Raw genomic sequence first — 23,654 nt, 5'->3', positions numbered from 1 at the left:
CGGCCGGGCTCCAGGTGGCACCGCCCGCCGAGCCTTCACGCCCCCGCGCCGGAACCACCTCACGTTGTGGCCAGTCGATGGGTGATGTTCATCTCCATGAGCGGAGATAACTAGACCGTTATCGAGTTCGTTACCTAGTCGATATTCGTGACAATGACATGACGCCCGGTAATGGGATGAAGCGCTGCGCACACGGCCAATCACGGCCAGCAACGGCAAAGCGCCCCGGCCGTCCGAAGGAGACGGACGACCGGAGCGCCTTGGACAGACTCAGCCCACGGGGTTGCCGTACACCCCGATCTCGGTGGAGTCGACGTCCTCACACCCGCTGAAGTTGCCCGGGCACGTGCCCTGCACGTCGGCGACCTGAGTGCTGAGCATCGTGTAGCGCAGGAACTTCACGCCGGTGGCGCTGCCGGCCGCCAGCGCCACCGTGTTGACCTTGCGGTCGGCGGGGGTGAAGTGGCCCTGCGAACCCACGGTCCAGGTGACGCCGTCGGTCGACGTCTCCAGCCGGTAGTCACCGGTGGAGGCGCTGCCGGCGTCGCCGCAGGCCGCGGTCGGGTTGATCGTCAGCTCCGTGACGTCGACCGCCTTCGGCAGCTCCAGCACGACCGTGCGCGGCTCGATCGCCGTGCCGGGCGTCTGCAGGAGCTTGGCGTCGGAAACCCACCCGGCGCCCAGAGACTGGTCGAACAGCGCGGCCGGACCACAGCCGTACTCGGTGTAGTCGACGCCGGTGAACGAGCCCACCTTGCTGCCACCGCCGGTCGACGCCCAGTTGCGGCGCAGCGTCCAGTCGGCCGCGTTGGCCCGTGCCGCCACCGACACCGTCCGCGACTCCGTGTCGTAGCCCGGCATCCGCGCGAAGACCTTCGGGTACGTGCCCGGCAGGATGCCGGTGATCGTGTACGTGCCGTCCGCCGCGGTGGTCGCCACGTAGTCACCGGCGAAGCCGGACGCATGCCCACCGAATCCGACGACCACACCGGCCAGCGGAGCCTTGCTCAGCGCGTCGTTCACCTTGCCGGACAGCGTGCCGCGCGGGGTGTCGGACGCCGGCGGCAGGGAGAAGTCCTCGACCGGCTGGAAGTCGTCGCCGTCGATGGCACCGGCGAAGTAGCCCATGCCACGCTTGGCGAACACGCTCCAGATCTTGGCGCTCAGCTTGCCGCCGTTGACGACCGTGTCGGCCTGCAGGATCGAGTTGCGCTGGTCCAGGAAGGACGGGTTGGCCGGGGACAGCTCCATCGCCCGGGTCACCAGGGACCGCGCCTTCTTGCTGCCGATCGCGGTACGCAGGTCCCACAGGGTCTGGGCCCAGATCTCACCGTCCGCGTGCACCTCCGGCCGACCCGCGATCTTGCCGAAGTCGCCGTACGTGTAGCCGCCGGGGCCGGCGCCCGGGGTGCCGGCGCAGTCCTCGGAGGTGGTGCCGACGGGGCAGTCCACCGGCGCGGTACGGATCAGGTTCTGGCCCTTGCCGACGTAGCGGCCGATGCGCAGGTCACCGACCTTGCTGGTGTCCTTCTCCAGGCCCTTGCCCACCAGGTAGTCCAGGGCGTACCAGTCGCTCCACGCCTCACCCATGGAACCGGCCTGGATCGAGCCGAGGGTGGAGACCCCGGCGGCGTCGACCACGAGGCGGTTGGACAGGCCGTGGGTGTACTCGTGGAACACGATGTCCGCGTCGTCGCCGGAGTTGCCCGCGATGAACGGGCCGTTCTCGACCGGCCGGAACAGGTACATCTGCATGGTCGGCTTGATGCCGTCCGGCGGGGTGTTCATGTTCGCGTTGTTGACGTGCCGCGGGTCGGGCAGCCCGTTGGCGGTGTTTGCACCGTCCATGGTGTGACCCTGCACCGCGTCGTCGTCGACGGCCTCGAAGTTGCCCGCGGACCGGGTGAAGCCGATCGGGGCGGCCTTCAGGTGGTCGTGCCACAGACCGAGGAAGTAGTAGAGCTGGACGGCGTTCTGCGCCCGGTTCTTCTGCCACGAGTTCGGCGTCTTCGGGTCCCACGAGCACGGGAACGCGGCGGTGCAGCCCGTGTCCGCGGCAGCGGTGCTGAAGTCGGTGAAGGGGAAGTTCCAGCTGCGCTTGCCGGACGGGGCGATCTCCTCGCTCGCGCTCGCCTTGTTGTCGTCGTCGACGTCGGACCAGACGTGCGCGACGTTGCCGGCCAGCCGCGGCGAGTTGTTCGGCAGCCACTTGCCGAGGTCGACGGTGACCTGCTTGCCGCCGGCGGGGGCACCCGGGTAGTTCGGGAACACCGAGCCGCTGTCGTGCTGCACGGTGCTCTGCCGGTACAGCACGGTGCCGTCGGCCGCGTCGACGACGTGCACGTAGCCCTCGTCGACGGTGACGACCCGCCACGCCAGGCGGGGGCCGGTCGCGGTCTGGAACATGACCAGCTGGGCGTTGCCGCCGTCGGTGAAGGCGGTGGTCCTGGTCGGCCCGGCCGCCGCGGAGGTGGCCTTGGCGGCGGAGTCACCGAGCACGTTCTGCACGGCCGCCTCGCGGGCCTTGGCCGCGGTGAGCTTGCTGCCGCCGGTGCTGTTCGGCAACACCGCCAGCGGCGAGCCGTCCACCTGCACGAGGCGGCCGTCCTTGGCGACGTGCGCCTTGAGGCCGTTGCCGAACACCGGCACGCCGTCCACGCTCTGGACGAAGCTGAGGTGGTGGGTGCCCGCGATGTCGACGTAGTCCTTGCGCAGCTGCAACTGGTCGACGGCGGTGGCGCTGAGGCCGAAGACGTCGGAATGCGCCTTGACGTAGTCCAGCGCGATCGTCGCCGGCTTCTTGCGGCTGGCGCCGGTCAGGAAGCCGTCGAGCTTGGCGACGCGGCGCGGCGTACCCGTGGCGCCGTCGATGTCGACGATGCCCTGCACGCCGAGCTGGTCGCGCAGCTTGCGCGGCGGGCTGCCGGGCTTGGCCGCGGCGGCCAGGCGCTTGGCGGCCAGGCCCGCGGCCTCGCCGGTCACGGTGGGCCGGGCGGGCGCGGTCAGCGCGCTCCGGGAGTCGTAGTTGGCGAGTTCCTCACCCTTGGCGTTCTGGTCGGCGGCGCCGACGGCGCCCCGGGCTTGCGGTGCGGCGCTCGCCTGGGCGGGGAGTAGCCCCGCGAGCAGGACGACACCGGCGGCTGCTGCCCCCCACCGCCGGTTCAGCGACGGTGCTGACAACGGTTTCATTCAAAGGCCCCTCTCGGCCGGGCTCAGGTGGTGCCGCCCGCCGAGTCCCATAACCTCCGCGCCGGATCCCCACCCCACGTCTTGTGGCCCGTGGATGGGACGATCATGGAGATCGGAAAATATAACTAGACCGATGTCCGTTTCTTTACTCAGTCGATATACGTATCCGGATAATCACAATGCGTAAGGGGCCCGTTCGACCGGGTCGGCGGGGTGTCGCGGCCGGGATAACCTGTGAGAACGGGCGGCGAGCGCCGGAGCCCGCGAACCTTCGGGTCCTCCTCTGCGTAAGAGCACGGGGAGGGCATGAACGTACTTGGAGGAGGCCCGTGACAACGCCAACCTGGGACCAGCCCGGCGGCCCGCTGTCGAGCGATGAGTTCCGCGTCGCCAGCGAAGCCATCATGGCCAACATCGAACAGGTCATCGAGGGCAAAAGCGCGACGGTCCGGCTGGCGCTCGCCGTGCTCCTGGCGGAGGGCCACCTGCTGATCGAGGACGTGCCCGGCGTCGGGAAGACGAAACTCGCCAAGGCGCTCGCCCGCTCCATCGACTGCTCCGTACGCCGCATCCAGTTCACCCCGGACCTGCTGCCCAGTGATGTTACGGGCGTCAGCGTGTACAACCAGGAAACCCGGGACTTCGAGTTCAAACCGGGCGCGGTCTTCGCCAACCTCGTGGTCGGCGACGAGATCAACCGGGCCTCGCCGAAGACCCAGTCCGCCCTGCTGGAGTGCATGGAGGAGCGGCAGGTCACGGTCGACGGCACCACGTACGAGCTGCAGTCGCCGTTCATGGTCATCGCCACCCAGAACCCGATGGAGATGGAGGGCACGTACCCGCTGCCCGAGGCGCAGCGCGACCGGTTCACCGCCCGCATCGCCATGGGCTACCCGGACCCGCGCGCCGAGCTGGCCATGCTGGGCGGCCACGGCGCCGTGGACCCGCTGAACAGCCTCCGGCCGGTCGCGGACGCCGCCCTGGTGCGCCGCCTGATCGCCACGGTGCGCGACGTACACGCCGCCGACGCGGTCCAGCAGTACGCGATCGCCCTGGTCACCGCGACCCGGGAGGCCCCCGAGATCCGCCTGGGCGCCTCGCCCCGCTGCACCCTGCAACTGCTGCGCACCGCCAAGGCCGTCGCCGCCCTGGAGGGCCGCGACTACGTCCTGCCCGACGACCTGCAGGCGCTGGCCGTCCCGGTGCTGGCGCACCGCATCATCCCCACCGCGGACGCCCAGCTGAACCGGCGCACCACCGACGCCATCGTGGCCGAGATCGTGCACCGGCTGCCGCTGCCGCATGACCGGGCGCGCTCGCCGTACGACACCCGCACCGCCGGTGACGGCCGGGCGCACTTCGACTCCCGGGGGCGATGAGCATGCGGGAAGCCCTCCGGGGCTTGACGACCAGAGGCCGTTCGTTCCTGGCCGCCGCGGCGGCCGCGGCGGTCTCCGCGTTCGTGCTCGGCGAACGGGACCTGCTGCGGGTCTCGGTGCTGCTGGCCGCGCTACCGCTGCTGGCCGCCGCGTACGTCGGGCGCAGCCGGTACAAGCTGGCCTGCACCCGCTCGCTGGACCCCGGCCGCACCCCGGTCGGCACCAGCGCCCGGGTGATCCTGCGCCTGCAGAACCTGTCCCGCCTGCCCACCGGCACCCTGATGCTGGAGGACCGGCTGCCGTACGCACTGGGCAGCCGCCCCCGGGTCGTGCTGGAACGCCTCGGCGCCCACCAGGCCAGCTCGGTGGCGTACACGGTGCGCGCCGACGTGCGCGGGCGGTACGCGATCGGCCCGCTGGTGATCCGGCTGACCGACCCGTTCGGGCTGTGCGAGCTGACCCGCTCCTTCCCCAGCGTCGACAAGCTCACCGTGATCCCGCAGGTGGTGGCGCTGCCCTCGGTGCGGCTGGCGGGCGAGTACAACGGCACCGGGGAGAGCCGGGCCCGCTCCGTGGCGGTGCACGGCGAGGACGACGCCGCCACCCGCGAGTACCGGCGCGGCGACGACCTGCGCCGCGTGCACTGGCGCTCCACCGCCCGTACCGGTGAGCTGATGGTGCGCCGCGAGGAGCAGCCCTGGGAGAGCCGGGCCACGGTCGTGCTGGACACCCGGCTCTACGCCCACCGCGGCGAGGGGCCGACCGCCAGCTTCGAATGGGCCGTCTCGGCGGCCGCCAGCATCGCGGTGCACCTGCGCCAGTCCGGGTACAAGCTGCGCCTGGTCACCGGCTCCGGCGTCGACGTCGACGCGACCGACGGCGAGGGGCTCATCCTGGACACCCTCGCCGACGTCGAACTCACGCAGGCCGGCGACATCTCGACGCTGGTCGAACAGGTGCGCCGCCGCTCCGACGGCGGCCTCGTGATCGGCCTGTTCGGCTCGCTGACCGTGCCCGAGGCGGAGGTGCTCAGCGGGCTGCGCGGCAACGGCGCCACCTGCATCGGCTTCGCGATCGACAGCACCACCTGGGTCAGCATGAGCGAGCAGGACCGCGCCGAGGCCGACAAGGCGCACGCCGCCTGCGCCCTCGCGCTGGTGCGCAGCGGCTGGCGTTCCGTGCCCGTGGCGCACGGCGACGGGCTGCCCGCGCTGTGGCCGGCGACCGCCCGCGGGTCGCAGGGCTTCGCGTGGCGCGCCGCGATGGCCGAGACCGTGGCCGGGGGCGTGCGATGAACGGGCGCCGCCGGCTCGGCATCGTCGCGGCCACGGCCACCCTGCTGGCCGCCGCGCCGCTGTCGGCGATCTTCAGCTCGTGGACCTGGCTCATGCAGTGCGTCCTCGTGGTGGCGCTCATCGCGGGCGCCGCCGTGCTGGCCCGTACGCTGCGGTTCCCCACCTGGGCGCAGGCACTGAGCATGATCATGGTGCTGCTGCTCGTGCTCACCTGGATGTTCCCCAGCGGCGAGGAACTGCTGTCGCTGGTGCCGACGCCGGACACCCTGGAACATTTCGGCCGGCTGTTCGCCGAGGCGGGCAACGACACCCGCGCGTACGCCGTACCCGTACCCGATCTTGAGGGCCTGCTGTTCGTCACGGTCCTGGGCATCGGGGCGGTGGCCATCGCGGTCGACCTCATCACGGTCGTACTTCGCCGCCCCGCCCTGGCCGGGCTCCCCATGCTGGCCATCTACTCCGTACCCGTGGCCGTGTACGTCGACAGCGTGCCGGTGCTGCCGTTCATCGTCGGCGCCGCCGGGTTCCTGTGGCTGCTCGTCGCCGACAACGTCGACCGGGTGCGCCGCTTCGGGCGCCGGTTCACCGGCGACGGGCGCGACGTCGACGTGTGGGAGCCGTCGCCGCTGGCCGCCGCGGGCCGCCGCCTCGCCGTGATCGGGGTGGCCGCGGCCGTCCTGCTGCCGCTGGCCGTGCCCGGGCTGTCCAACGGGCTGCTGTCGAGCCTGACCCAGACCGGGGCGGGCGCCGGGACGGGCGGGTTCGGCCCCGGCGGCAACGGCCGGGTCAACCTGTTCGCGTCGCTGAGCGGGCAACTCGCCCAGAGCAGCACCACGGAGATGGTCCGGGTCACCACCACCGAGCCGGACCCGTTCTACCTGCGGTTCGGGGTGGCCGACGTGGTGACCGACCAGGGCTTCACCAACCGCTCCCCCAGCGGCAAGCCGGTGGCCAAGGGGCTGCCGGACCCGCGGGAGGACGCCGACACCGACGTGCCGGCGTACCAGCGCTACCGCGCCACCGTCGAGGTGACCAACAGCCTCAACATGCCGCTCGCGCCGGTCTACTCGGCCGTCGTCGACACCGACAAGCTCGACGGCGGCTGGTCGTACGACCAGACCATGCAGGTCTTCTTCTCCAACCGCACGACCACCAAGGGCAAGAAGTACTCCTTCGACTACGTACGGGCCCGGCCGACCCCGGCGGCCCTGCGCGCCGCCCCGTCGTTGGGCCGCGACAACCCGCTGCGTACGGAGTACACGACCGTGCCCCGCGACGACCAGGTGGCCAGGCTCGTCGGCAAGCTGATCAAGGGCCAGCGCACCGACTACGACAAGATCATGGCGATCTACAAGAACTTCTCCCGGGAGAACGGCTTCGTCTACAGCCTGCAGACCCAGTCCGGCACCTCCGGCTCCGACATCGCCGCGTTCCTCAAGAACAAGATCGGCTTCTGCCAGCAGTACGCGGCCGCGATGGCGTGGATGGTCCGGGAGGCCGGCATCCCCGCGCGGGTGGCGTTCGGCTTCACGCGCGGCAGCAGCCGCGACGGCGACACGTACGTGCTGACCAACCGGAACCTGCATGCCTGGACCGAGGTGTACCTCAAGGGCTTCGGCTGGGTGCCGTTCGACGCCACCCCCGCCGCCGGGGTCCAGGGGTCCAGCCGGACCGACTGGGCGCCCGACGTGGACCGCCCCACCGCGACCGCCGCCCCGTCGAGCTCGGCACTGGCCCCCGGCGTGAACCCGTCCGCTGGCCCGGAGGACGTCGACCGCCGCGGCCGCAGCCAGCTCGACCGCGACCTCGGCGCGGCGGGCACGACCGCACCGGATGCGGGCTCCTCGATGCCGCTGTGGTCCGTGGCGATCGGAGCCCTGCTGGTCGCGCTGCTGCTGGTGCCGGCCACACTGCGCGCCCTGCGGCGCCGGCGCCGCCACCACGCCACCATCCCCCGCGAGCCCGCGGTCGCGGCGAGCACCGGACCGCCGGGCTCACCCGAGGTCACGGTCACCACCGAGACGGTACGGGCCCGCGAGGACGCCCACGCCGCCTGGGACGAGCTGGTCGACACGATGATCGACTACCGGGTGCCGGTGGACCCCACGGAGACCCCCCGGGTCACCGCCGGGCGACTGGTCCGCGACGCCGCGCTCGACGGCCCGCCGGCCGACTCGGCCGCCCTGCTCGGCCGGGCCGAGGAACGCGCCCGGTACGCCCGGGCGCCCCTGCAGGGTGGGGAGCTGACCGACGCGCTCGGCCACGTCCGCAAGGGCCTGGCCCGAACGGCGCGGCGGCGCACCCGGATCGCCGCGGTGCTGCTGCCGCCGTCGGTCCTGCTGCGCTGGCGGATGGGGATGGCGGACCGCTCGACCCGCTGGATCGGCGCGGCGGGGCGTGGCCGCGACACGATGGCCCGCTTCAGCCCCCGCCGCCTCCTCCCCGGCCGCGCCCGCTGACCTGCCACCCGCCGCCGGTCGCCGGTCGCCGGTCGCCGGTCGCCGGTCGCCCCTCGCCCCTGGTCTGGCGGCTGGCGGCTGGCGGCTCGCAGCTGGCGGCTCGCGGCTCGCGGCTCGCGGCTCGCGGCTCGCGGCTCGCGGCTCGCGGCTCGCGGCTCGCGGCTCGCGGCTGGCGGCTGGCGGCTGGCGGCTCGCGGCTCGCGGCTCGCGGCTGGCGGCTGGCGGCTTGATGATCTTGAAGAGTTTGGGCTTGGAGCTAGCCGAAAGTCGTCAACATCGGTGATCGGCTCCAGTGAAGACGCCGTTGGCGGCGCGTCGGTGCGGTTGAAATGACCGCACTTCGCCCCATTTCACCCCGTTGAAGACTGCCGGCCGCTCGGATCCGACGCTCAGGCCCAGGCATGTGGGCGGATGGGCACTCGGCGGCCGGTCGCCCGCCTCGGATGGCGCCGAACGAAAAGGCGAATGGCGGCCGCGAGGCCGCCATTCGTCGCCTGGTGCTGGTCAGCGCGTCAGCGGTGACCCTCCGGCCGCTGGCGCCACCGATCCTCGAGGCGGTCCAGGAGACCCGCCTTGCGGGCCTGCCGGGTGCGGCGGCTGGCGGTGCCACCGACGGCTTGCAGGTCGGGGGCCTGCGCGCGGCGGCGCGACTGCATCGCGAAGGCGGCGGCGCCGAGCATGACGACGAATCCGGCCACGCCGAGCGGCGTATTGCTGCTCACCGCGCCGTAAACCAGCAGTGCCAGGCCGACGATCAACACAAACGCCGCGACCAGGATCCGGCGGCGTGCGTGGAATCGCGGGTCACTGGCCCGCACAGCCGAGGCGAATTTGGGGTCCTCGGCAAGCGACCGCTCGATCTGATCGAACAGCCGCTGCTCGTGCTCCGAGAGCGGCACGGCATTCCTCCCCGGGCGCATGTCCGGCCCCCAGGCGGGGTCGGGTACTGCAGTATGACCGGCAGGCGAGGTGCGCCGGACAACTGAGTGTGACCGATGACTCAAGACAGCCGTTCGGCTGCCTTCCTTCGAGTCTACGAGGGGGTTGGCGGGTCGGAAAGCGGGACGACCGTCGAGTAGGGGTGATTTTCGGTCCGGCGAAGATCGGTTCGTCCCAAAAGACTGGCTGGACCGACGATCCCGGCCCCGAACCGGGCCGCGGCGGCGTCCGCGGCGGACTCGGCTTCGCGCCAGCCGCGCTCCGGCTCACCCAGCGTGAGCTGCCGGGACGCGGTCGCGGCGGACGCCAGACCGGCTATCCGGACCCCGATGAGACGAATGTGCTCGGTGGCACCGTACGCATCGAACAGCGCCCATGCCGTCGCGAAAATCTCCCTCGCCACATCCGTAGCGGATGGCATCGTGCGCGACCGGCTCACCGTCCGGAAGTCGGCCAGCCGGACCTTGATCGACACGGTGTGCCCGACCAGGCCACCCGCCCGCAGCCGGACCGCCACCCTGTCGGCCAGCGCCAGCAGGCTGCGCCGGATCACCTCGGGGTCGGACACGTCCGTGTCGTAGGTCAGCTCGGCGCTCACCGACTTCTCCACCTGCTCGGGCTCGACCCGGCGCGGATCGCGGCCCCACGACAGCTCGTGCAGATGCGCCGAGGCGGCCTCCCCGACCGCCTGGCGCAGCATGCCGACCGGCGCCCGGGCCAGGTCGCCGACCGTGGCCAGGCCCAGCCGGCGCAGCGTCTCGGCCGCGCGCTCGCCGACACCCCAGAGCGCGTCGACCGGCAGCGGATGCAGGAAGTCCAGCACCAGGGCCTGCGGGACGACGATCATCCCGTCCGGCTTGGCGCGGGTGGAGCCCAGCTTCGCGACGAACTTGCTCGGCGCGACCCCGACCGAGCAGGTGAGCCGCTGCTGGTCGAAGACCCGTTCGCGGATCAGGCGGGCGATGGCGGCGGGCCGGCCCAGCAGCCGCCGGGCGCCGGCCACGTCGAGGAACGCCTCGTCCAGCGAGAGCGGCTCCACCAGCGGCGTGACGTCGCGGAAGACGGCCATCACCGCTTCGGAAGCCGCCGAGTACGCCGCGAAGTCCGGCGGCAGGAACACCGCCTGGGGGCAGAGCGCGCGGGCTCGCGCGGCGGGCATGGCGCTGCGCACCCCGAACCTGCGGGCCTCGTAGCTGGCCGAACTGACCACCCCGCGCGGGCCGACCCCGCCGACCACCACGGGCTTGCCGCGCAGCTCCGGGCGGCGGCGAACCTCGACCGAGGCGAAGAAGGCGTCCATGTCGACGTGCAGCACGGTGCAGCCCGCGTCGTCGGCGGCCGGGCCGAAGCGCGGGTCCCGCCCGCCGCTGCGCACCGCCTGGCTTCGTCCCACGCCCGGAAACCTAACCGCCGGGTACGACAGAACCCGATCAGCGGACGATCAGCAGCGGCACGGTCATCTCGGCGGCGGTCACCGAGCCGTGATAGGCGACCAGCCGGCCCACGATCGGCGGCTCCCACTCCGACGCGAGCACCACCGTACGGTCCAGGCAGATCACCACGACGTCGCCGATGCGCCCCGCGTGCCCGGGCGGCACCGGCCCGAACCAGCCCTGCGCGATCGCCTCGTCGCGGGTCAGCACCCAGGCCCGCTCGCCCAGCAGTTCGCGCCAGGCGGCGGCCACGTCGTCGCGGGCGCCGTCCGCGGTGTGCAGGTAGCGCACCCGCGGCTCCCCGGCCACCGCGGTCACGCCCGCGGACAACGCCGGGTAATCCGCCATGTCCACGCGGGCATCCGCGGGCACGTTGAGCTGGCCATGGTCGGCCGTGACGAGCAGCGCGGCCCCCGGCGGCAGGCCCGTGACGAGCCGGTCGAGCAGCTCGTCGACGCCGCGCGCCGCGGTCTGCCAGGCGGCCGAGTCCACCCCGTCCTCGTGGCCGCTGCGGTCCAGGTCGGGGTGGTAGCCGTAGACCAGCGCGGGGCCTTCCCCGGCACGCAACGCGGCCAGCATCCGGGTGGCCAGCGCGCCGTGGTCAGCGGCACCGGCGAACACCGCACCCCGGTTCGCGGACACGCTGAGCCCACTGCCTTCGTACTCGGGGCGGGTCACCGCGGTGACCGCCACCCCGGCCGCCGCGGCGGCCTCCAGCCGGGTCGGCACGGGCTGCCAGACGCGCGGGTCCGGGTCGGTGTCCCAGTGGATGTGGTTGAGGATGCCGCCGTCGGGCTTGCGGACGGTGAAGCCGAGGATCCCGTGCGCCCCCGGCGGTGCGCCCGCCCCGAGACTGACCAGGCTGACCGGGGTGGTGGACGGGAATCCGCAGGTCAGGGTCCGCACGCGGCCGGGGCCACCCGCGACCAGCCCGGCCAGCACGGGAGCGTACGGCGCGGCCACCGGCAACTGGTACGTGCCGAGGCCGTCGACGAGCAGCACCGCGATCCGTTCGATCCCGTCCAGCTGCTCGCCGATGCCGAGGACGTCCGCGGCGCCCGGTACGCCGAGCACCGCGCAGACGCCGGGCAGCACGTCGGCCAGGCTGCCGGTGCCGTACGCGGGACGGATCGTGGCGAATGCGTCGTCCGGCAGGTGGTCCGCGGGGACGACGATCGGTGCCGTCATGGGCGCCGCGCGAACAGGTGCAGCTGGGCGGCGATGTCGCGGAACGGTGGCTGGGTGGCCAGCGACAGCTCCAGCTCCAGCAGCAGTTGCGGATCCGACTCGACGACCGCCGCGGGCAGCAGGTCGGCCAGCACCCGTACCCCGTGAATCTCCTCGACCGTCAGGCCAGCGGCCGTGAGCAGCGCCGCCGCGCTGGTGGCGTCGTAGCGGCGCCGCAGCGTGTCGCGCGGCCCGGCGCGGCCCTCCGGATCGTCGACCAGGGCGGCCGCGGCCGACAGGTGCCCGTTGACGGCCCGGCCCAGCACCGCCGCGGCGCGGCCGGCAACCAGCACACTGAGCGCCCCACCGGGTCGCAGCGCGGCCGTGATCGCCGCGACCACCTCGGTGGGCTCGTCGACCACCTCGAGGACGGCGTGGCAGAGGATCAGGTCGACACTGCCGGGGGCGACCAGGCCGCCGAGCGCGTCACCGTCGCCCTGCACCGCCCGCACCCGGTCGGCCACGCCCGCGTCGGCGGCGCGCCGGTCCAGTGCGGCGAGCGCGTCCGGGCTGGCGTCGACGACGGTGACCCGGTGCCCGGCCTCGGCCAACGGCACCGCGAAGCCGCCGGTGCCGCCGCCGACGTCGAGCACTGTCAGCTCGCGGCCCTGGCGCTCCTGCTCGCGCCGCAGCACCTGCCAGACCGCCGCGGTGCGGGCGGTGACGAGGGACCGGGCCGGGCGCGTCGATGTGCTGTCCACCCAGGCAGCGTATCGGCCGGGCGCCCCCGGCCGCTGTTCTGCCGCACCCACCGTCAGCCCTCTCAGGTGTCCCGCAGGTGATCGAGCAGGCGGGCATGCCACCGCAGCCTGATCGGCTCGGCCAGGCCCGCTCGCGGACGACGGCCGCACGCTCGCCGTGGCTGCGCACGAGCGGCACCAGGTCTTCGACCGCGCGGTCGCGCGCACCGCGACACTCCACCACACCGGAGGCGGGCTGTCATGGCGCGTACGACATGGCGGCGAGGTCAGCGGAAGTCGCGGGACGCCGGGGTGACCGGCGGGGTGAGCACGTCGAGGCGGTCGGCCACCAGGTTGAGCACCCCTTCGCTCTTCTCCAGCCGCCCGCGCACCAGCAGCGCGGCGCTGGTGCGGGCCACCCGCCGGTAGCGCTGCCACAGGCCGGGCGAGCAGGTGACGTTGAGCATGCCGGTCTCGTCCTCCAGGTTGACGAAGGTGACCCCGCCCGCGGTCGCGGGCCGCTGCCGGTGCGTGACGATCCCGCCGACCCGGATCCGGGTGCCCGCCTCGACCCGGCCCAGCCGGGCCACCGGCAGCGCGCCCGCGGCGTCCAGCTGGGCGCGCAGGAACTGCGCCGGGTGGGTCTCCGGGGACAGCCCGGTCGCCCACACGTCCGCCACCAGACGGTCCATCTCGGACATCCCGGGCAGCATCGGGGCGTCGGTGCCGGTCACCGTGCCCGGCAGCCGGTCCGGCCTGTCCTGGGCGGCCGCGCCCGCCGCCCACAGCGCCTCGCGCCGGGACAGGCCGAAACCCGCGAAGGCGTCCGCAGTCGCGAGCGCCTCCAGGTGGGCGGCCGAGCATCCGGTCCGCCGCGCGAGATCCGCCATATTTTGGTACGGGCCGTTCGCCCGCTCCCGCTCGATCGTCTCGGCCAGTTCCTCACCGACGGTACGGACACTGGACAGCCCCATGCGTACGGCCGGGCCGCCCAGCCCCCACGCGTGCGGCGGCTCCCCCGGCCCCGAACCCCACCGGGTCTGCGCGGTCGACTCCAGCGTGGCGGCCGCGTTGCTCAGATTGATGTCGGGCCGCCGCACCTCCACGCCGTGCCGCCGCGCGTCGTCCACCAGCGACTGCGGCGAGTAGAAGCCCATGGGCTGCGCGTTGAGCAGCGCCGCGCAGAACGGGGCCGGGTGGTAGCGCTTGAGCCAGGCGCTGGCGTACACGAGGTAGGCGAAGCTCATCGCGTGGCTCTCCGGGAAGCCGTAGCTGGCGAACGCGGACAGCTTGACGAACAGGTCGTCGGCCAGGTCGCCGGTGATGCCGCGCGCCGCCATCCCCGCGTACAGTCGGTCTCTGATCTGGTTCATCTTCTCGGCCGAACGTTTCGAGCCCATCGCGCGGCGCAGCTGGTCCGCCTCGGCCGGGTTGAACCCGGCCACGTCGATGGCCAGCTGCATGAGCTGTTCCTGGAACAGCGGCACCCCCAGCGTCTTCTCCAGCGCGTTACGCATCAGCGGATGCGGGTAGGTCACCTCTTCCTTTCCGTTCTTGCGCCGGATGTACGGGTGGACCGAGCCGCCCTGGATCGGCCCGGGCCGGATCAGCGCCACCTCCACCACCAGGTCGTAGAAGGTCTGCGGCTTCAGCCGGGGCAGCGTGGCCATCTGCGCGCGGCTCTCCACCTGGAACACCCCGACCGAGTCGGCCCGGCACAGCATCTCGTACACCTCGGGGTCGTCCAGGCGCATCGTGCTGATGTCCAGATCGGACTCGATCATGTCGTACGCGTAGTGCAGCGCCGACAGCATGCCCAGCCCCAGCAGGTCGAACTTCACCAGATCGATGGCCGCGCAGTCGTCCTTGTCCCACTGCAGCACGGTCCGCCCGGGCATGCGGCCCCACTCCACCGGGCACACCTCGATGATCGGCCGGTCGCAGATCACCATGCCGCCGGAGTGGATGCCCAGGTGCCGGGGGAAGTTCTGCACCTGGTTGGCGAACTCGACCACCTGCTCCGGGATGTCGTCGACGTCGACCGCGGCGACGCTGCCCCACCGGTCGATCTGCTTGCTCCACGCGTCCTGCTGGCCGGGCGAGAAGCCGAACGCCTTCGCCATGTCCCGCACCGCCGACCGGGGCCGGTAGGTGATCACGTTGGCGACCTGGGCGGTGTGCTCGCGGCCGTGCCGCTCGTAGACGTACTGGATGACCTCCTCGCGGCGGTCCGACTCAATGTCCACGTCGATGTCCGGCGGGCCGTCCCGTTCCGGGGCGAGGAACCGCTCGAAGAGCAGGTCGTACTCGACGGCGTCCACGTTGGTGATGCGCAGCGCGTAGCAGACCGCCGAGTTGGCCGCCGAACCCCGCCCCTGGCAGTAGATGTTCTTCTCCCGGCAGAACCGGACGATGTCGTACACCACCAGGAAGTAGCCCGGGAACTTGAGCTCCTCGATCATCTTGAGTTCGTGCTCCAGTTGCGCGTACGCCTTCGGGTGCGCCTGCGGCGGCCCGTAGCGTTCCCGGGCCCCGCGCATGGTCAGCTCGCGCAGCCAGCTCATCTCCGTGTGTCCCGGCTCCGGGATCGGAAAGTCCGGCAGCTTCGGCGCCACCAGGTTCAGGTCGAACGCGAGGTCCTCGCCGAACATGGCCGCGTTCGGCACCGCGTCCGGGTACGCGGCGAAGCGCCGGGCCATCTCCGCGCCACTGCGCAGGTGCGCGGCGCCCGCCGCGGGCAGCCAGCCGTCGATCTCGTCGAGGCTGCGCCGCGCCCGCACCGCCGCCAGCGCCGTGGCCAGTCGCCGCCGCCCCGGCGTCGCGTAGTGCACGTTGTTCGTCGCCACCACCGGCAGGTGCCGGGCCGCCGCCAGTTCGGCCAGCGCGTCGTTGCGGTCGTCGTCGTACGGGTCGCCGTGGCTGGTCAGCTCCACCGCCACGTTGGCCGCCCCGAACAGGGCGACGAGGCGGTCCAGCTCGGCCGCCGCTGCGCTCGTCCCACCGGTGGCCAGGGCGCGCGGGACGCTGCCCTTGCGGCAGCCGGTGAGCACCAGCACGTGGTCGCGCAGCACCTCGGCGATCTGCTCCAGGTCTCCGTACTGTGGTTTGCCCTTCTCCTTGCCCGCGAGCTGGGCGCGCGAGATCGTGCTGGCCAGCCGGGCGTAGCCCTCCGGGCCGTGGGCCAGCGCCAGCAGGTGGCGGCCCTCCGGGTCGGGTTCGCCGTTCTGGGGCTTGGACAGGTCCAGGGACAGCTCCGCGCCGACGATCGTGGGCAGGGCCAGCTCCCGGGCCGCCTGGGAGAACCGCACGACACCCTGGAAACCGTCGTGGTCGGTGACCGCCAGACCGCGCAGGCCGAGCCGGGTCGCCTCCTCGGCCAGCTCCTCGGGGTGGCTGGCGCCGTCCAGGAAGCTGAAGTTCGTGTGACAGTGCAGCTCCGCGTACGGGACCGGGTCGTCGCCGCGCACCAGCGCGGGCGCGGCGGTGTACGGCTGGCGCTTGCGGCTCCATGCGGGTGAGTCGCCGCCGTCGGCGTCCACGGCGAGGGGGTCGACCGCGTAGGCGTCCACGGCGAGGGGGTCGACCGCGTAGGCGTCCACGGCGAGGGGGTCGACCGCGTAGGCGTCCACGGCGAGGGGGTCGACCGCGTACAGGTGGCGTTGCGGCGCCTGGGTGTCCGGTCGGTCGAGGTGGCGTTTGCCGACCGTCCGGCCGCTGAGCCTGCCTTCCAGCTCCGTCCACGGCATCCGGGGATTGTGGAAACTCACCGCCCACCCCTTGAGCCGGTCGCCTCGGGGTTCAACCTCTGGACAACGCTCCCACCATTCGGACAACCACTCAGACCAGAAACCCACCTTGTTGAATTCCGGTCAGCTCCTAACCGGAACTCTCCAAGGTCCGGTCGGCGGGAGGCGGGCATATGGTGCATACCGTCAGGAAGCCGGCCTGCTGGCCGCCGTACACGGGCTGGATCGGGCCCGCACCTGTACAGATGACCTTCAACGCGTCGCCGGAGCCCGCCGGGCGCGCTGGGTGGCACCCGGTCCACCTTGGTGGTCACCGTATTAGTCATAGATCGCCTCGATCGCCCAGTGGCCGTCCGTCAGGGTGAGGAGCAGGGCTCTGCCGTCCGCGAGGCCGATCTGGAACCGGGCCCGGCGGCGCGCTTCGGCCGGGGCCCACCAGCGTTCGTCCACCGGCCACGGTCCCGCCCAGCCGACAATCTCGACGCCGCCGCCGCTGTTGCGGCCTGTCCCGCTATTGCCACCCATCCCGCTATTGCCACCCATCCCGCTGCTGCGGCCTGTCCCGCCGTTACAGCCTGTCGCGCTGCTGCGGCCTGTCCCGCCGTTACGGCCTGTCGCGCTGCTGCGGCCTGTCGCGCTGTTGCGGCCTGTCCCGCCTCGCGCCGGGTCGGTGGTGTCGACGAGCAGGCACGCGGGCATGCCGGAAAGTTCCAGGCGGGCGCTGACCCGGACCGGCTCGCCGTCGGCATCGAGGAGCACGGCTGGCAGCGGATGAGGCAGGACCAGGGCGGGAGCCGGCTTGGGCAATCGACCCGGCCACGGCGGGAGGGCGGCCAGGCGCCGGGCCTCCGCGTCAGCCCGCCGCTGCGCCGCACCACCCCGGGAAGCGACGCCCTGCTGCCGACCGGCACCCTGCTGCCGACCGGCACCCTGCTGCAGAGCAGCACCATGCTGTAGACCAGCACCGTGCTGCAGACCGGCACCCTGCTGCAGACCGGCACCCTGCTGCAGACCGGCACCCTGCTGCAGACCGGCACCCTGCTGCAGACCAGCACCCTGCTGCAGACCAGCACCCTGCTGCGGAACGGCGCTGACAAGTGGTGGGCCCGGGTGGGCGGGCGCGGCCGTCAGCGCCGGAAACGACCCCCCGGGCTCAACGATCGGAAACGGGTCGGCGGGCTCAGCGCCAGGCCGGGTCGGCACCCGCTCGTCCCCCCACGGGACCATGCGCACCTGGTCGTCGGCGGACCGGCCGCCACCCAGCACCGGCGTCACCACGGCTTCGGGGCCGAGCAGGCCCTGGATGCGGCTGAGCGCGCGGTGCGCCCGTTCCCGGTCGGCGCCGGTGTCACCCCACAGGCCGGGCTGCAGTCCGAGGTGGACGAGCACGCCGTCGGGGACCAGCCGCAGCCGGATCAGGCCGGCGGTGGGCCGGGCCGGACCGCCACGGCGGGCGCCGGTGAGCCAGCCGTCGAGTTGCCAGCGCACCCGTTCGGCGATGGCGGCCGGCGTGAGCATGCCGTCGTGCCGCCACACCCGGTGCAGTTCCTGCCCGTTGGCGGTGATCGCCTCGATGCCGAGCCGGGTGCAGGCCAGCCCGTACGCGGCGAGCCGCTCGTGCAGCCGCTCGGCCAGAGCGCGACCGGCGAACGCGGCCACGTCGACGCGCTCCAGCGGTTCGTCGTACTCCTGGGTGACGTCCAGGTCCGGCGGTGGCTTGCGGACCGCCAGCGGCCGATGGTCGAAGCCCGTCGCCCACCGGTGCGCGAGCGCCCCGTCGAAGCCGAACCGGGTCAGCACGTCCCCGGCCGGCAGGGCCGCGAAGTCACCGAGCGTCTTGACACCCAGCCGACGCAGCAGGTCGGCCAGCTCCGGCCGTTCCAGGGCCTCGACCGGCATCCCGGCCAGGAACGTACGGGTGCCGCCCGGCGCGACGATCTGCCCGGTACGGGCGGCGAGCCCGGCCGCGAACATCCCGTCCGCGATGCCGATCTGACTCTCCACCGCGCACTCCTGGGCGACGTGTTCGACGATCCGCTCGGCGGCCGCCTGCTCACCGCCGAAGTAGCGGGCGGGCCCGCGCGCGGCCAGTGCACAGGCGCCCGGCCGGATCACCTCCACCCCGACCGCGACCTCCTCGACCGCGGCCACGACCGGCTCGAACGCGCGCGCGTCGCGCCCCGGGTCGTGTTCGACGACGGTCAGGCGCGGGCACCGGCTCTGCGCCTCGCGCCGGCGCAGCCCGCGCCGGACCCCGTCCGCGCGGGCCGATTCGGAACAGGCCAGTACCCGGTTGGCGCGCAGCACCGCCACCGGTTCGGCGGCGGGCACCCCGTCCACGATCTCGGCGGCGATGACCGGCCAGTCCGGGCACCACACGAGCAGCGTCCGCGGGCCGGCCGCACCGCCCGGATCGCCGGTACCGACCAGCCGGGCGCCTTTCCCGGCGGATGTCGCAGTGCCCTTCCCGGCGGACGTCCGGGCGGTCGGATCGCTCACGAGTTCACCACCGCCAGTGTCGGCCGCCCGCCGTCCTGCGCCCCGCCACCTTGCGCCCCCGACCCGCCACCTTGCGCGTCATCGGACACCGCGGCGACCGGCACCGCAGCGACCGGCACCGCAGCGACCGGCACCGGGAGGGTGACCGGCGCCGGGTGGGTGACCGGGACGCCCAGCGCGGCATCGGGAGCCGCCATCACGCCCACGCCCGGCAGCCACATCGTCATCCGCTTGGGACGGGCCGCGGCGCCGCGCCCCTGCGCCGTGATGGTGACCTCGCGGCGGCGCAGCCGTCCCCGCCCGGCCCCGAGGCCCTCCCAGCGCCCGTCGCGGACCTGCAGGGTGACGTCCGCACCGTCCCATCGCCCGTACGGCACGAGGACGCAGCCGCGCTGGCGGGCCCGGGCGGCCAGCCGGTTGGCGATGGACCCGGACACCGGGCCGGGTACGGCGACGACGACCACGTCCACGCCGTCGATGAGGGCGGCGACCACGGTGGGCCACTCGGGACCGGCGTTGGGCACGAGTGCGAGCCGGTCCAGGATGATCCCACTCTCGGCCGCCGCGAGCGCCCCCAGCGCGGGCATGCCGACCACCGCGCACCAGGATCCGGAGCGCGAGGCCGCGGACAACAGCGCCAGCAGCAGGGAGGTGTTGCCGCAGCCGGTCGGGGGGCGATCCCCGGCGACGGCGACGGTGCTGCCCCGGCGCAGTCCCCGGCTGGGGAGCAGGCCGCTCAGCTCGGGCAGCACCGGCAGCACCCGGTGCACGCCCGGCTCGTCGGTGTCGCCGGCTGCCCGCACCAGCTCAGCCAGGGCGGCCGCACCGTTGATCATGCGCCCGGCCATGCTGCCCCGCTCAAACTCTCGACGACCTGTGCGACTCACCTCGGGAGCCGAGGTCAGCGGCACACGATCTGAACTGACATCTGTGACGTGTGAGCCGGGAAGGCCGGATCGGGACGGCCGGTCAGGCCGCCAGGGGTGGCTGGTAGCTCAGGCCCAGGGAGGACTCGACCACCGCGACGAACTGCTCGGCCGCGCGGAGCAGGTCGTCGGCCTCGCGCGCGGTGACCACGCGCGGAATGCCGGCCTCGGCGGCGGCCCGTTTCCCGGCGCCGAGGGCGAAGTAGCCGGCCCACTCGCCGAAGTCGGGGGCGACGAGCACGAGCAGGGACCAGACGCTGGTGGCCCGGCTGCGCCGGCTGGGCGCGGCGGGGCGGGCGCGGGCGGCGAGCACCGCGGCGGCCGCGCGCAGGGCGGCCAGGTGCGCGGCGGCGTAGCGCAGGCCGTCGGGACGGGTCTGCGCCGCCTCGGCCAGCCCCTGCCGGGCGATGGCCAGTAGCTGGGCGGGTGTGCGGTGCGGCAGCATGTGCGCCGGGACGGTGGGCGCCTCGGGCCCCGCCGTCGGTGCGTGTGCCAGCGCGGGCCCCTGAATGACGCTCGACGCCGTGTGGCTCACCATGATCTCTCCTCGCGTATGTCGCATCCGACGTGCTGGTCGAACCGATCCGCTGCGGAGGAAGGCACAGCGGGGAAGGCCCCGGTGGTCCTTGGGGCGCGCCGGCCGGGTATGGATGCTTCCCCACACCACACCCGGCCGGACGAGCCGGCGGGTCCGTCGCCCGCCGCCCGGGGGTCGAGGGCGGCGGACGACGATCCTGCCTGGTGAGGACCGGACCCGCGAATGTCCGGACCTCGCGTGCGGCACTTCGCGGGTGCCGCACTCCGGGAGCCGTGCCGCGAATCACCGCTCCCGCGCCGCTAGGACGAACGTTCGAAGGAATCGAACACGCGTTCTAACTTAGGGAGAGAGTAACACCCCCCTCCGACAAAAACGCAACATCGACGGGCCCCACCCGTGGCGAGATGCGAGGAGGCCTCGAAGCAAGCCCGGCACCTGGAGTAAATGGATCTTCACCTGCGAAAACAGGTGAAGCGGGCGTCAGCCGCCGACGTGGATGCCGGGGCGCTGACCCGGGTCGGGCTCGCAGGAGCGGATGATCTCGCGGACCACCGGGGCGGTGTCGCCGCGGCCGAGCAGCAGGTAGCGGAACAGGTGGACCAGCGGGCGGCCCTCGGCCCACTCGAAGTAGCAGTGCGGCCGCACGCCGGTCGCGTCCCGCAGCGCCAGCAGGACCGCCGCGATCGCGTTCGGGGCGGCCGGGCTCTGGGCGCGCAGGACGCGGTGGCCCTCCACCTCGACGCCGCGCACCTGGAGCACGTTGCTGAACGCCGACGGGTCGATCACGTCGATCTCCAGGAACAGCACGTCGTGACCGCGCGGCACCGGGTTCATGCCGCGCTGCTCGCGCTCCTTGGCGTCGTACTCGGCGGCGTCGCCGGCCTGGCGGCGGTTGGCGACGATGTCGAGCTCGCCGTCGTGGGCGATGGACTCGGCGATGAAGCGGCGGGCGTCTTCGTCGAACTCGATCCGCTCCGCGCGCAGCTCGGTGGTCCGGGTGATCCGGGAGATCAGCGACACGACGATGATGGCGGCCACGAACATGGCCGAGATGGCGATGCCGTCCGGCTTCTCGATGATGTTCTCGCCCAGCGCGTACAGCAGGACCAGGGTGAGGATCGTGAAGCCGATCGTGGCGCGGCGTTGCCGGGCCCGCGCGGCGGAGATCGTCACGGCCACCGCGCCGGAGACCATCATCGCCAGGATGCCGGTGGCGTACGCCCCGGCCTGCGCGTTGACGTCCGCGCGGAACAGCAGCGTGATGCCGATGCTGACGGCGGTGTAGACCAGCACCACCGGCCGTACGGCGCGACCCCACTCGGGCGCCATGCCGTAGCCGGGCAGGTAGCGCGGCACGATGTTGATCAGGCCCGCCATGGCGGAGGCACCGGCGAACCACAGGATCAGGACGCTGCTGATGTCGTACACCGTGCCGAACGCCTCGCCGAGATACTCGTGCGCCAGGTACGCCAGCGCCCGCCCGTACGCGGGCCCGCCCTCCTCGAACGCCTCGCGCGGGATCAGCACCGTGGTGACGAAGCTGGTGGCGATGAGATAGACGCTCATGATCAGCGCGGCCGCCGTGAGCAGCTTGCGGGTGTTGCGGATGCGCCGTTCGAGCCGCTGCTCGGCGGTCTCGCCCTCGGCGGCGATGAGCGGCATCATGCTGACCCCGGTCTCGAAGCCGGACAGGCCGAGCACCAGCGCCGGGAAGGCGAGGATCGACGGGCCGAGGAGGGCGAAGAACCCGGTGCCGTGCTCGGTCAGCGCGTGCGTCCACGCCGAGAAGGCTCCGGGCGTACTGATCACCTCGCCGATGCCGACCACCGTGACCACCGCGTTGAGGCCGAGGAAGATCGCGACCAGCGGGATGGCCAGGCCGACCGCCTCGTTGAAGCCCAGCAGGAACACGAAGCCGAGGACCAGCAGCAGCACGACCGTGATGAGGACGTTGCGCCCGTGCAGGAAGTCGGGAAAGACCGGATTCTCCACCATGTGCACGGTGGCGTCCGCCGCGGACAGCGTGATCGTGATGATCCACGAGGTGGCGACGAAGCCCAGCAGCACCAGCACGAACAGCTTGCCGCGCCAGAACGGCAACAGATGCTCCAGCATGGCCACCGAGCCCTGCCCGTGCGGGCTCTCCCGCGCCACCCGCCGGTACATGGGCAGCATGCCGAACAGGGTCAGGGCCACGATGAGCAGCGTGGCCAGCGGCGACAGCGCGCCCGCCGCCAGCGCGGCGATGGCCGGCAGGTAGGACAGCGTGGAGAAGTAGTCCACGCCGGTGAGACACATCACCTTCCACCACGCCTGCGGCTTGCCGTGCCCCTCCTCCGACTCGGGGCCGGTCGGCTGAACGCGGTGCTGCAGCAGCCACCGGCCCACCGCGTGCTTGGGCGGCGCCACGGCGTCCGCACGTTCTACACAGGCCGGGACATGGATCTCGGTGCTCATCGGGTATCAGGATGCACCATGGGGGCGACTTCGACCCCCAAGACCAAGGGGAGGGTACGGATGACACGCACCGTCGTGGTCACGGGCGCGAGTTCCGGGGTGGGACTGGCCGCGGCCAGGCAATTCGCCCAGCGCGGTGACCAGGTGGTCATGGTCGGCCGCGATCCGCGGCGGCTGGCCGACGCGGTCGCGCAGGTGCGCGAGGCCGGTGGCGGCCGCGAGCCCGACGCGCTGCGGGCCGACTTCGCGGTGCTCGACGACGTACGCCGGCTGGCCGAGCACGTGCTCGGCACGTACCCGAAGGTCGACGTGCTGGCCAACAACGCGGGCGGCATTCCCGCCACCTACCGCCGCACCGTGGACGGCTTCGAGTCGACGATCCAGGGCAACCACCTGGCGGCGTTCCTGCTGACCAACCTGCTGCGGGAGCGGCTGCGCGGCGGCCGGGTGGTCAACACCGCCTCGGACGCGCACGCGCGCGGCGACCTGGACCCCGACGACTTCATCTCCGCGCCGGAGAGGTTCCGGATGTGGCAGGCGTACGGCACCAGCAAGGCCGCCAACATCGCGTTCGCCGCGGAGGCCGCCCGGCGCTGGCCGGACATCGTCTCGGTGTCGTTCCACCCCGGCGTGGTGCGCAGCAACTTCGGCGACGGCCCGATGTTCCGGCTGTTCTACCGGTATGCGCCGTTCCTGACCACCCCGGAGAAGGCCGGTGCGCTGCTGGTGTGGCTGGCCACCGCAGACGGCCTGACCGACGGCGGCTACTACGTCGGGCACAAACCGGCACGTCCGAAGGGCAGGGCCGCGGACCCGGCGGTGGCCGCCAGACTGTGGGAGACCAGCGCGAAGGCCGTCGGCATGTAAGGAGTATCGGTACCCTCGAC

13 protein-coding genes and 1 pseudogene are annotated in these 23,654 nt (G+C 72.8%); 4 read left to right on the top strand and 10 right to left on the bottom strand.

From position 1 onward, the window contains the following. Positions 1 to 270: 270 nt before the first annotated feature. Positions 271 to 3,189, bottom strand: a complete 2,919-nt coding sequence (locus EV385_RS23950; protein WP_130511494.1) for a M36 family metallopeptidase — start codon at positions 3,187 to 3,189, stop codon at positions 271 to 273. A gap of 329 nt (positions 3,190 to 3,518) precedes the next feature. Here EV385_RS23950 and EV385_RS23945 point away from each other — a divergent pair, with 329 nt between their 5' ends. From EV385_RS23945 to EV385_RS23935, 3 genes are read left to right on the top strand one after another with little or no spacing between them, the layout of a single operon-like run. After that, positions 3,519 to 4,568 carry an AAA family ATPase gene (locus EV385_RS23945; RefSeq protein WP_130511493.1) on the top strand — a complete coding sequence of 350 codons (1,050 nt, stop codon included), beginning with the start codon at positions 3,519 to 3,521 and terminating at the stop codon, positions 4,566 to 4,568. Positions 4,569 to 4,570: 2 nt separating this feature from the next. Then, positions 4,571 to 5,863, top strand: coding sequence for a DUF58 domain-containing protein (locus EV385_RS23940; RefSeq protein ID WP_130511492.1), 1,293 nt, complete (start codon positions 4,571 to 4,573; stop codon positions 5,861 to 5,863). Further along, positions 5,860 to 8,322, top strand: coding sequence for a transglutaminase TgpA family protein (locus EV385_RS23935; protein ID WP_130511491.1), 2,463 nt, complete (start codon positions 5,860 to 5,862; stop codon positions 8,320 to 8,322). Before EV385_RS23940 ends, EV385_RS23935 begins: the two co-directional genes overlap by 4 nt. Before the next feature lie 512 nt (positions 8,323 to 8,834). On the opposite strand, the gene EV385_RS23930 is transcribed toward EV385_RS23935, so the two are convergent. The 9 genes and pseudogenes from EV385_RS23930 to EV385_RS23880 all read right to left on the bottom strand — a co-directional run bounded on the left by EV385_RS23930 (position 8,835) and on the right by EV385_RS23880 (position 22,767). Then, positions 8,835 to 9,221 (bottom strand): DUF3040 domain-containing protein, encoded by a 387-nt coding sequence (locus tag EV385_RS23930; RefSeq protein ID WP_130511490.1) that lies wholly within the window; start codon positions 9,219 to 9,221, stop codon positions 8,835 to 8,837. Positions 9,222 to 9,355: 134 nt separating this feature from the next. Beyond that, positions 9,356 to 10,654, bottom strand: a complete 1,299-nt coding sequence (locus tag EV385_RS23925; RefSeq protein WP_130511489.1) for a DNA polymerase IV — start codon at positions 10,652 to 10,654, stop codon at positions 9,356 to 9,358. A gap of 37 nt (positions 10,655 to 10,691) precedes the next feature. Then, positions 10,692 to 11,882 (bottom strand): alkaline phosphatase family protein, encoded by a 1,191-nt coding sequence (locus EV385_RS23920; protein WP_130511488.1) that lies wholly within the window; start codon positions 11,880 to 11,882, stop codon positions 10,692 to 10,694. After that, complete coding sequence (locus tag EV385_RS23915) at positions 11,879 to 12,622, bottom strand: methyltransferase domain-containing protein (protein ID WP_130511487.1); 744 nt, start codon at positions 12,620 to 12,622, stop codon at positions 11,879 to 11,881. The genes EV385_RS23920 and EV385_RS23915 overlap by 4 nt, the downstream gene beginning before the upstream one ends. A gap of 266 nt (positions 12,623 to 12,888) precedes the next feature. Beyond that, a complete protein-coding gene (locus tag EV385_RS23910) occupies positions 12,889 to 16,200 on the bottom strand; it encodes an error-prone DNA polymerase (protein ID WP_423203127.1) in 3,312 nt (1,103 codons plus the stop codon). An 858-nt stretch (positions 16,201 to 17,058) separates the two neighbouring features. After that, positions 17,059 to 18,777, bottom strand: a pseudogene (locus tag EV385_RS35240) (DNA polymerase Y family protein); the annotation flags it as partial. Between the two features lie 65 nt (positions 18,778 to 18,842). Further along, positions 18,843 to 19,694 (bottom strand): hypothetical protein, encoded by an 852-nt coding sequence (locus EV385_RS23890; protein WP_341273966.1) that lies wholly within the window; start codon positions 19,692 to 19,694, stop codon positions 18,843 to 18,845. Between the two features lie 121 nt (positions 19,695 to 19,815). Beyond that, entirely contained in the window at positions 19,816 to 20,310 is a 495-nt protein-coding gene (locus EV385_RS23885; RefSeq protein ID WP_165449571.1) for an SAV_6107 family HEPN domain-containing protein, read from the bottom strand. A gap of 480 nt (positions 20,311 to 20,790) precedes the next feature. Continuing rightward, entirely contained in the window at positions 20,791 to 22,767 is a 1,977-nt protein-coding gene (locus EV385_RS23880) for an APC family permease (RefSeq protein ID WP_130511485.1), read from the bottom strand. Positions 22,768 to 22,827: 60 nt separating this feature from the next. Between EV385_RS23880 and EV385_RS23875 the strand changes: the two genes are divergently transcribed. Continuing rightward, on the top strand, positions 22,828 to 23,634 hold the full coding sequence (locus tag EV385_RS23875; RefSeq protein ID WP_130511484.1) for an SDR family NAD(P)-dependent oxidoreductase: 807 nt from the start codon (positions 22,828 to 22,830) through the stop codon (positions 23,632 to 23,634). Positions 23,635 to 23,654: the final 20 nt, after the last annotated feature.

Origin of the sequence: Krasilnikovia cinnamomea (assembly GCF_004217545.1) — a bacterium.
In the GTDB taxonomy this organism is placed as follows: domain Bacteria; phylum Actinomycetota; class Actinomycetes; order Mycobacteriales; family Micromonosporaceae; genus Actinoplanes; species Actinoplanes cinnamomeus.
This window is presented reverse-complemented; position numbering and strand designations above follow the sequence as displayed.

What these genes read in the sequence shown, in the direction of transcription:
- EV385_RS23950 (WP_130511494.1), bottom strand. Translation starts at nt 3,189, where the DNA reads ATGAAACCGTTGTCAGCACCGTCGCTGAACCGGCGGTGGGGGGCAGCA.
- EV385_RS23940 (WP_130511492.1), top strand. Translation starts at nt 4,571, where the DNA reads ATGCGGGAAGCCCTCCGGGGCTTGACGACCAGAGGCCGTTCGTTCCTG.
- EV385_RS23935 (WP_130511491.1), top strand. Translation starts at nt 5,860, where the DNA reads ATGAACGGGCGCCGCCGGCTCGGCATCGTCGCGGCCACGGCCACCCTG.
- EV385_RS23920 (WP_130511488.1), bottom strand. Translation starts at nt 11,882, where the DNA reads ATGACGGCACCGATCGTCGTCCCCGCGGACCACCTGCCGGACGACGCA.
- EV385_RS23890 (WP_341273966.1), bottom strand. Translation starts at nt 19,694, where the DNA reads ATGGCCGGGCGCATGATCAACGGTGCGGCCGCCCTGGCTGAGCTGGTG.
- EV385_RS23885 (WP_165449571.1), bottom strand. Translation starts at nt 20,310, where the DNA reads ATGGTGAGCCACACGGCGTCGAGCGTCATTCAGGGGCCCGCGCTGGCA.
- EV385_RS23880 (WP_130511485.1), bottom strand. Translation starts at nt 22,767, where the DNA reads ATGAGCACCGAGATCCATGTCCCGGCCTGTGTAGAACGTGCGGACGCC.
- EV385_RS23875 (WP_130511484.1), top strand. Translation starts at nt 22,828, where the DNA reads ATGACACGCACCGTCGTGGTCACGGGCGCGAGTTCCGGGGTGGGACTG.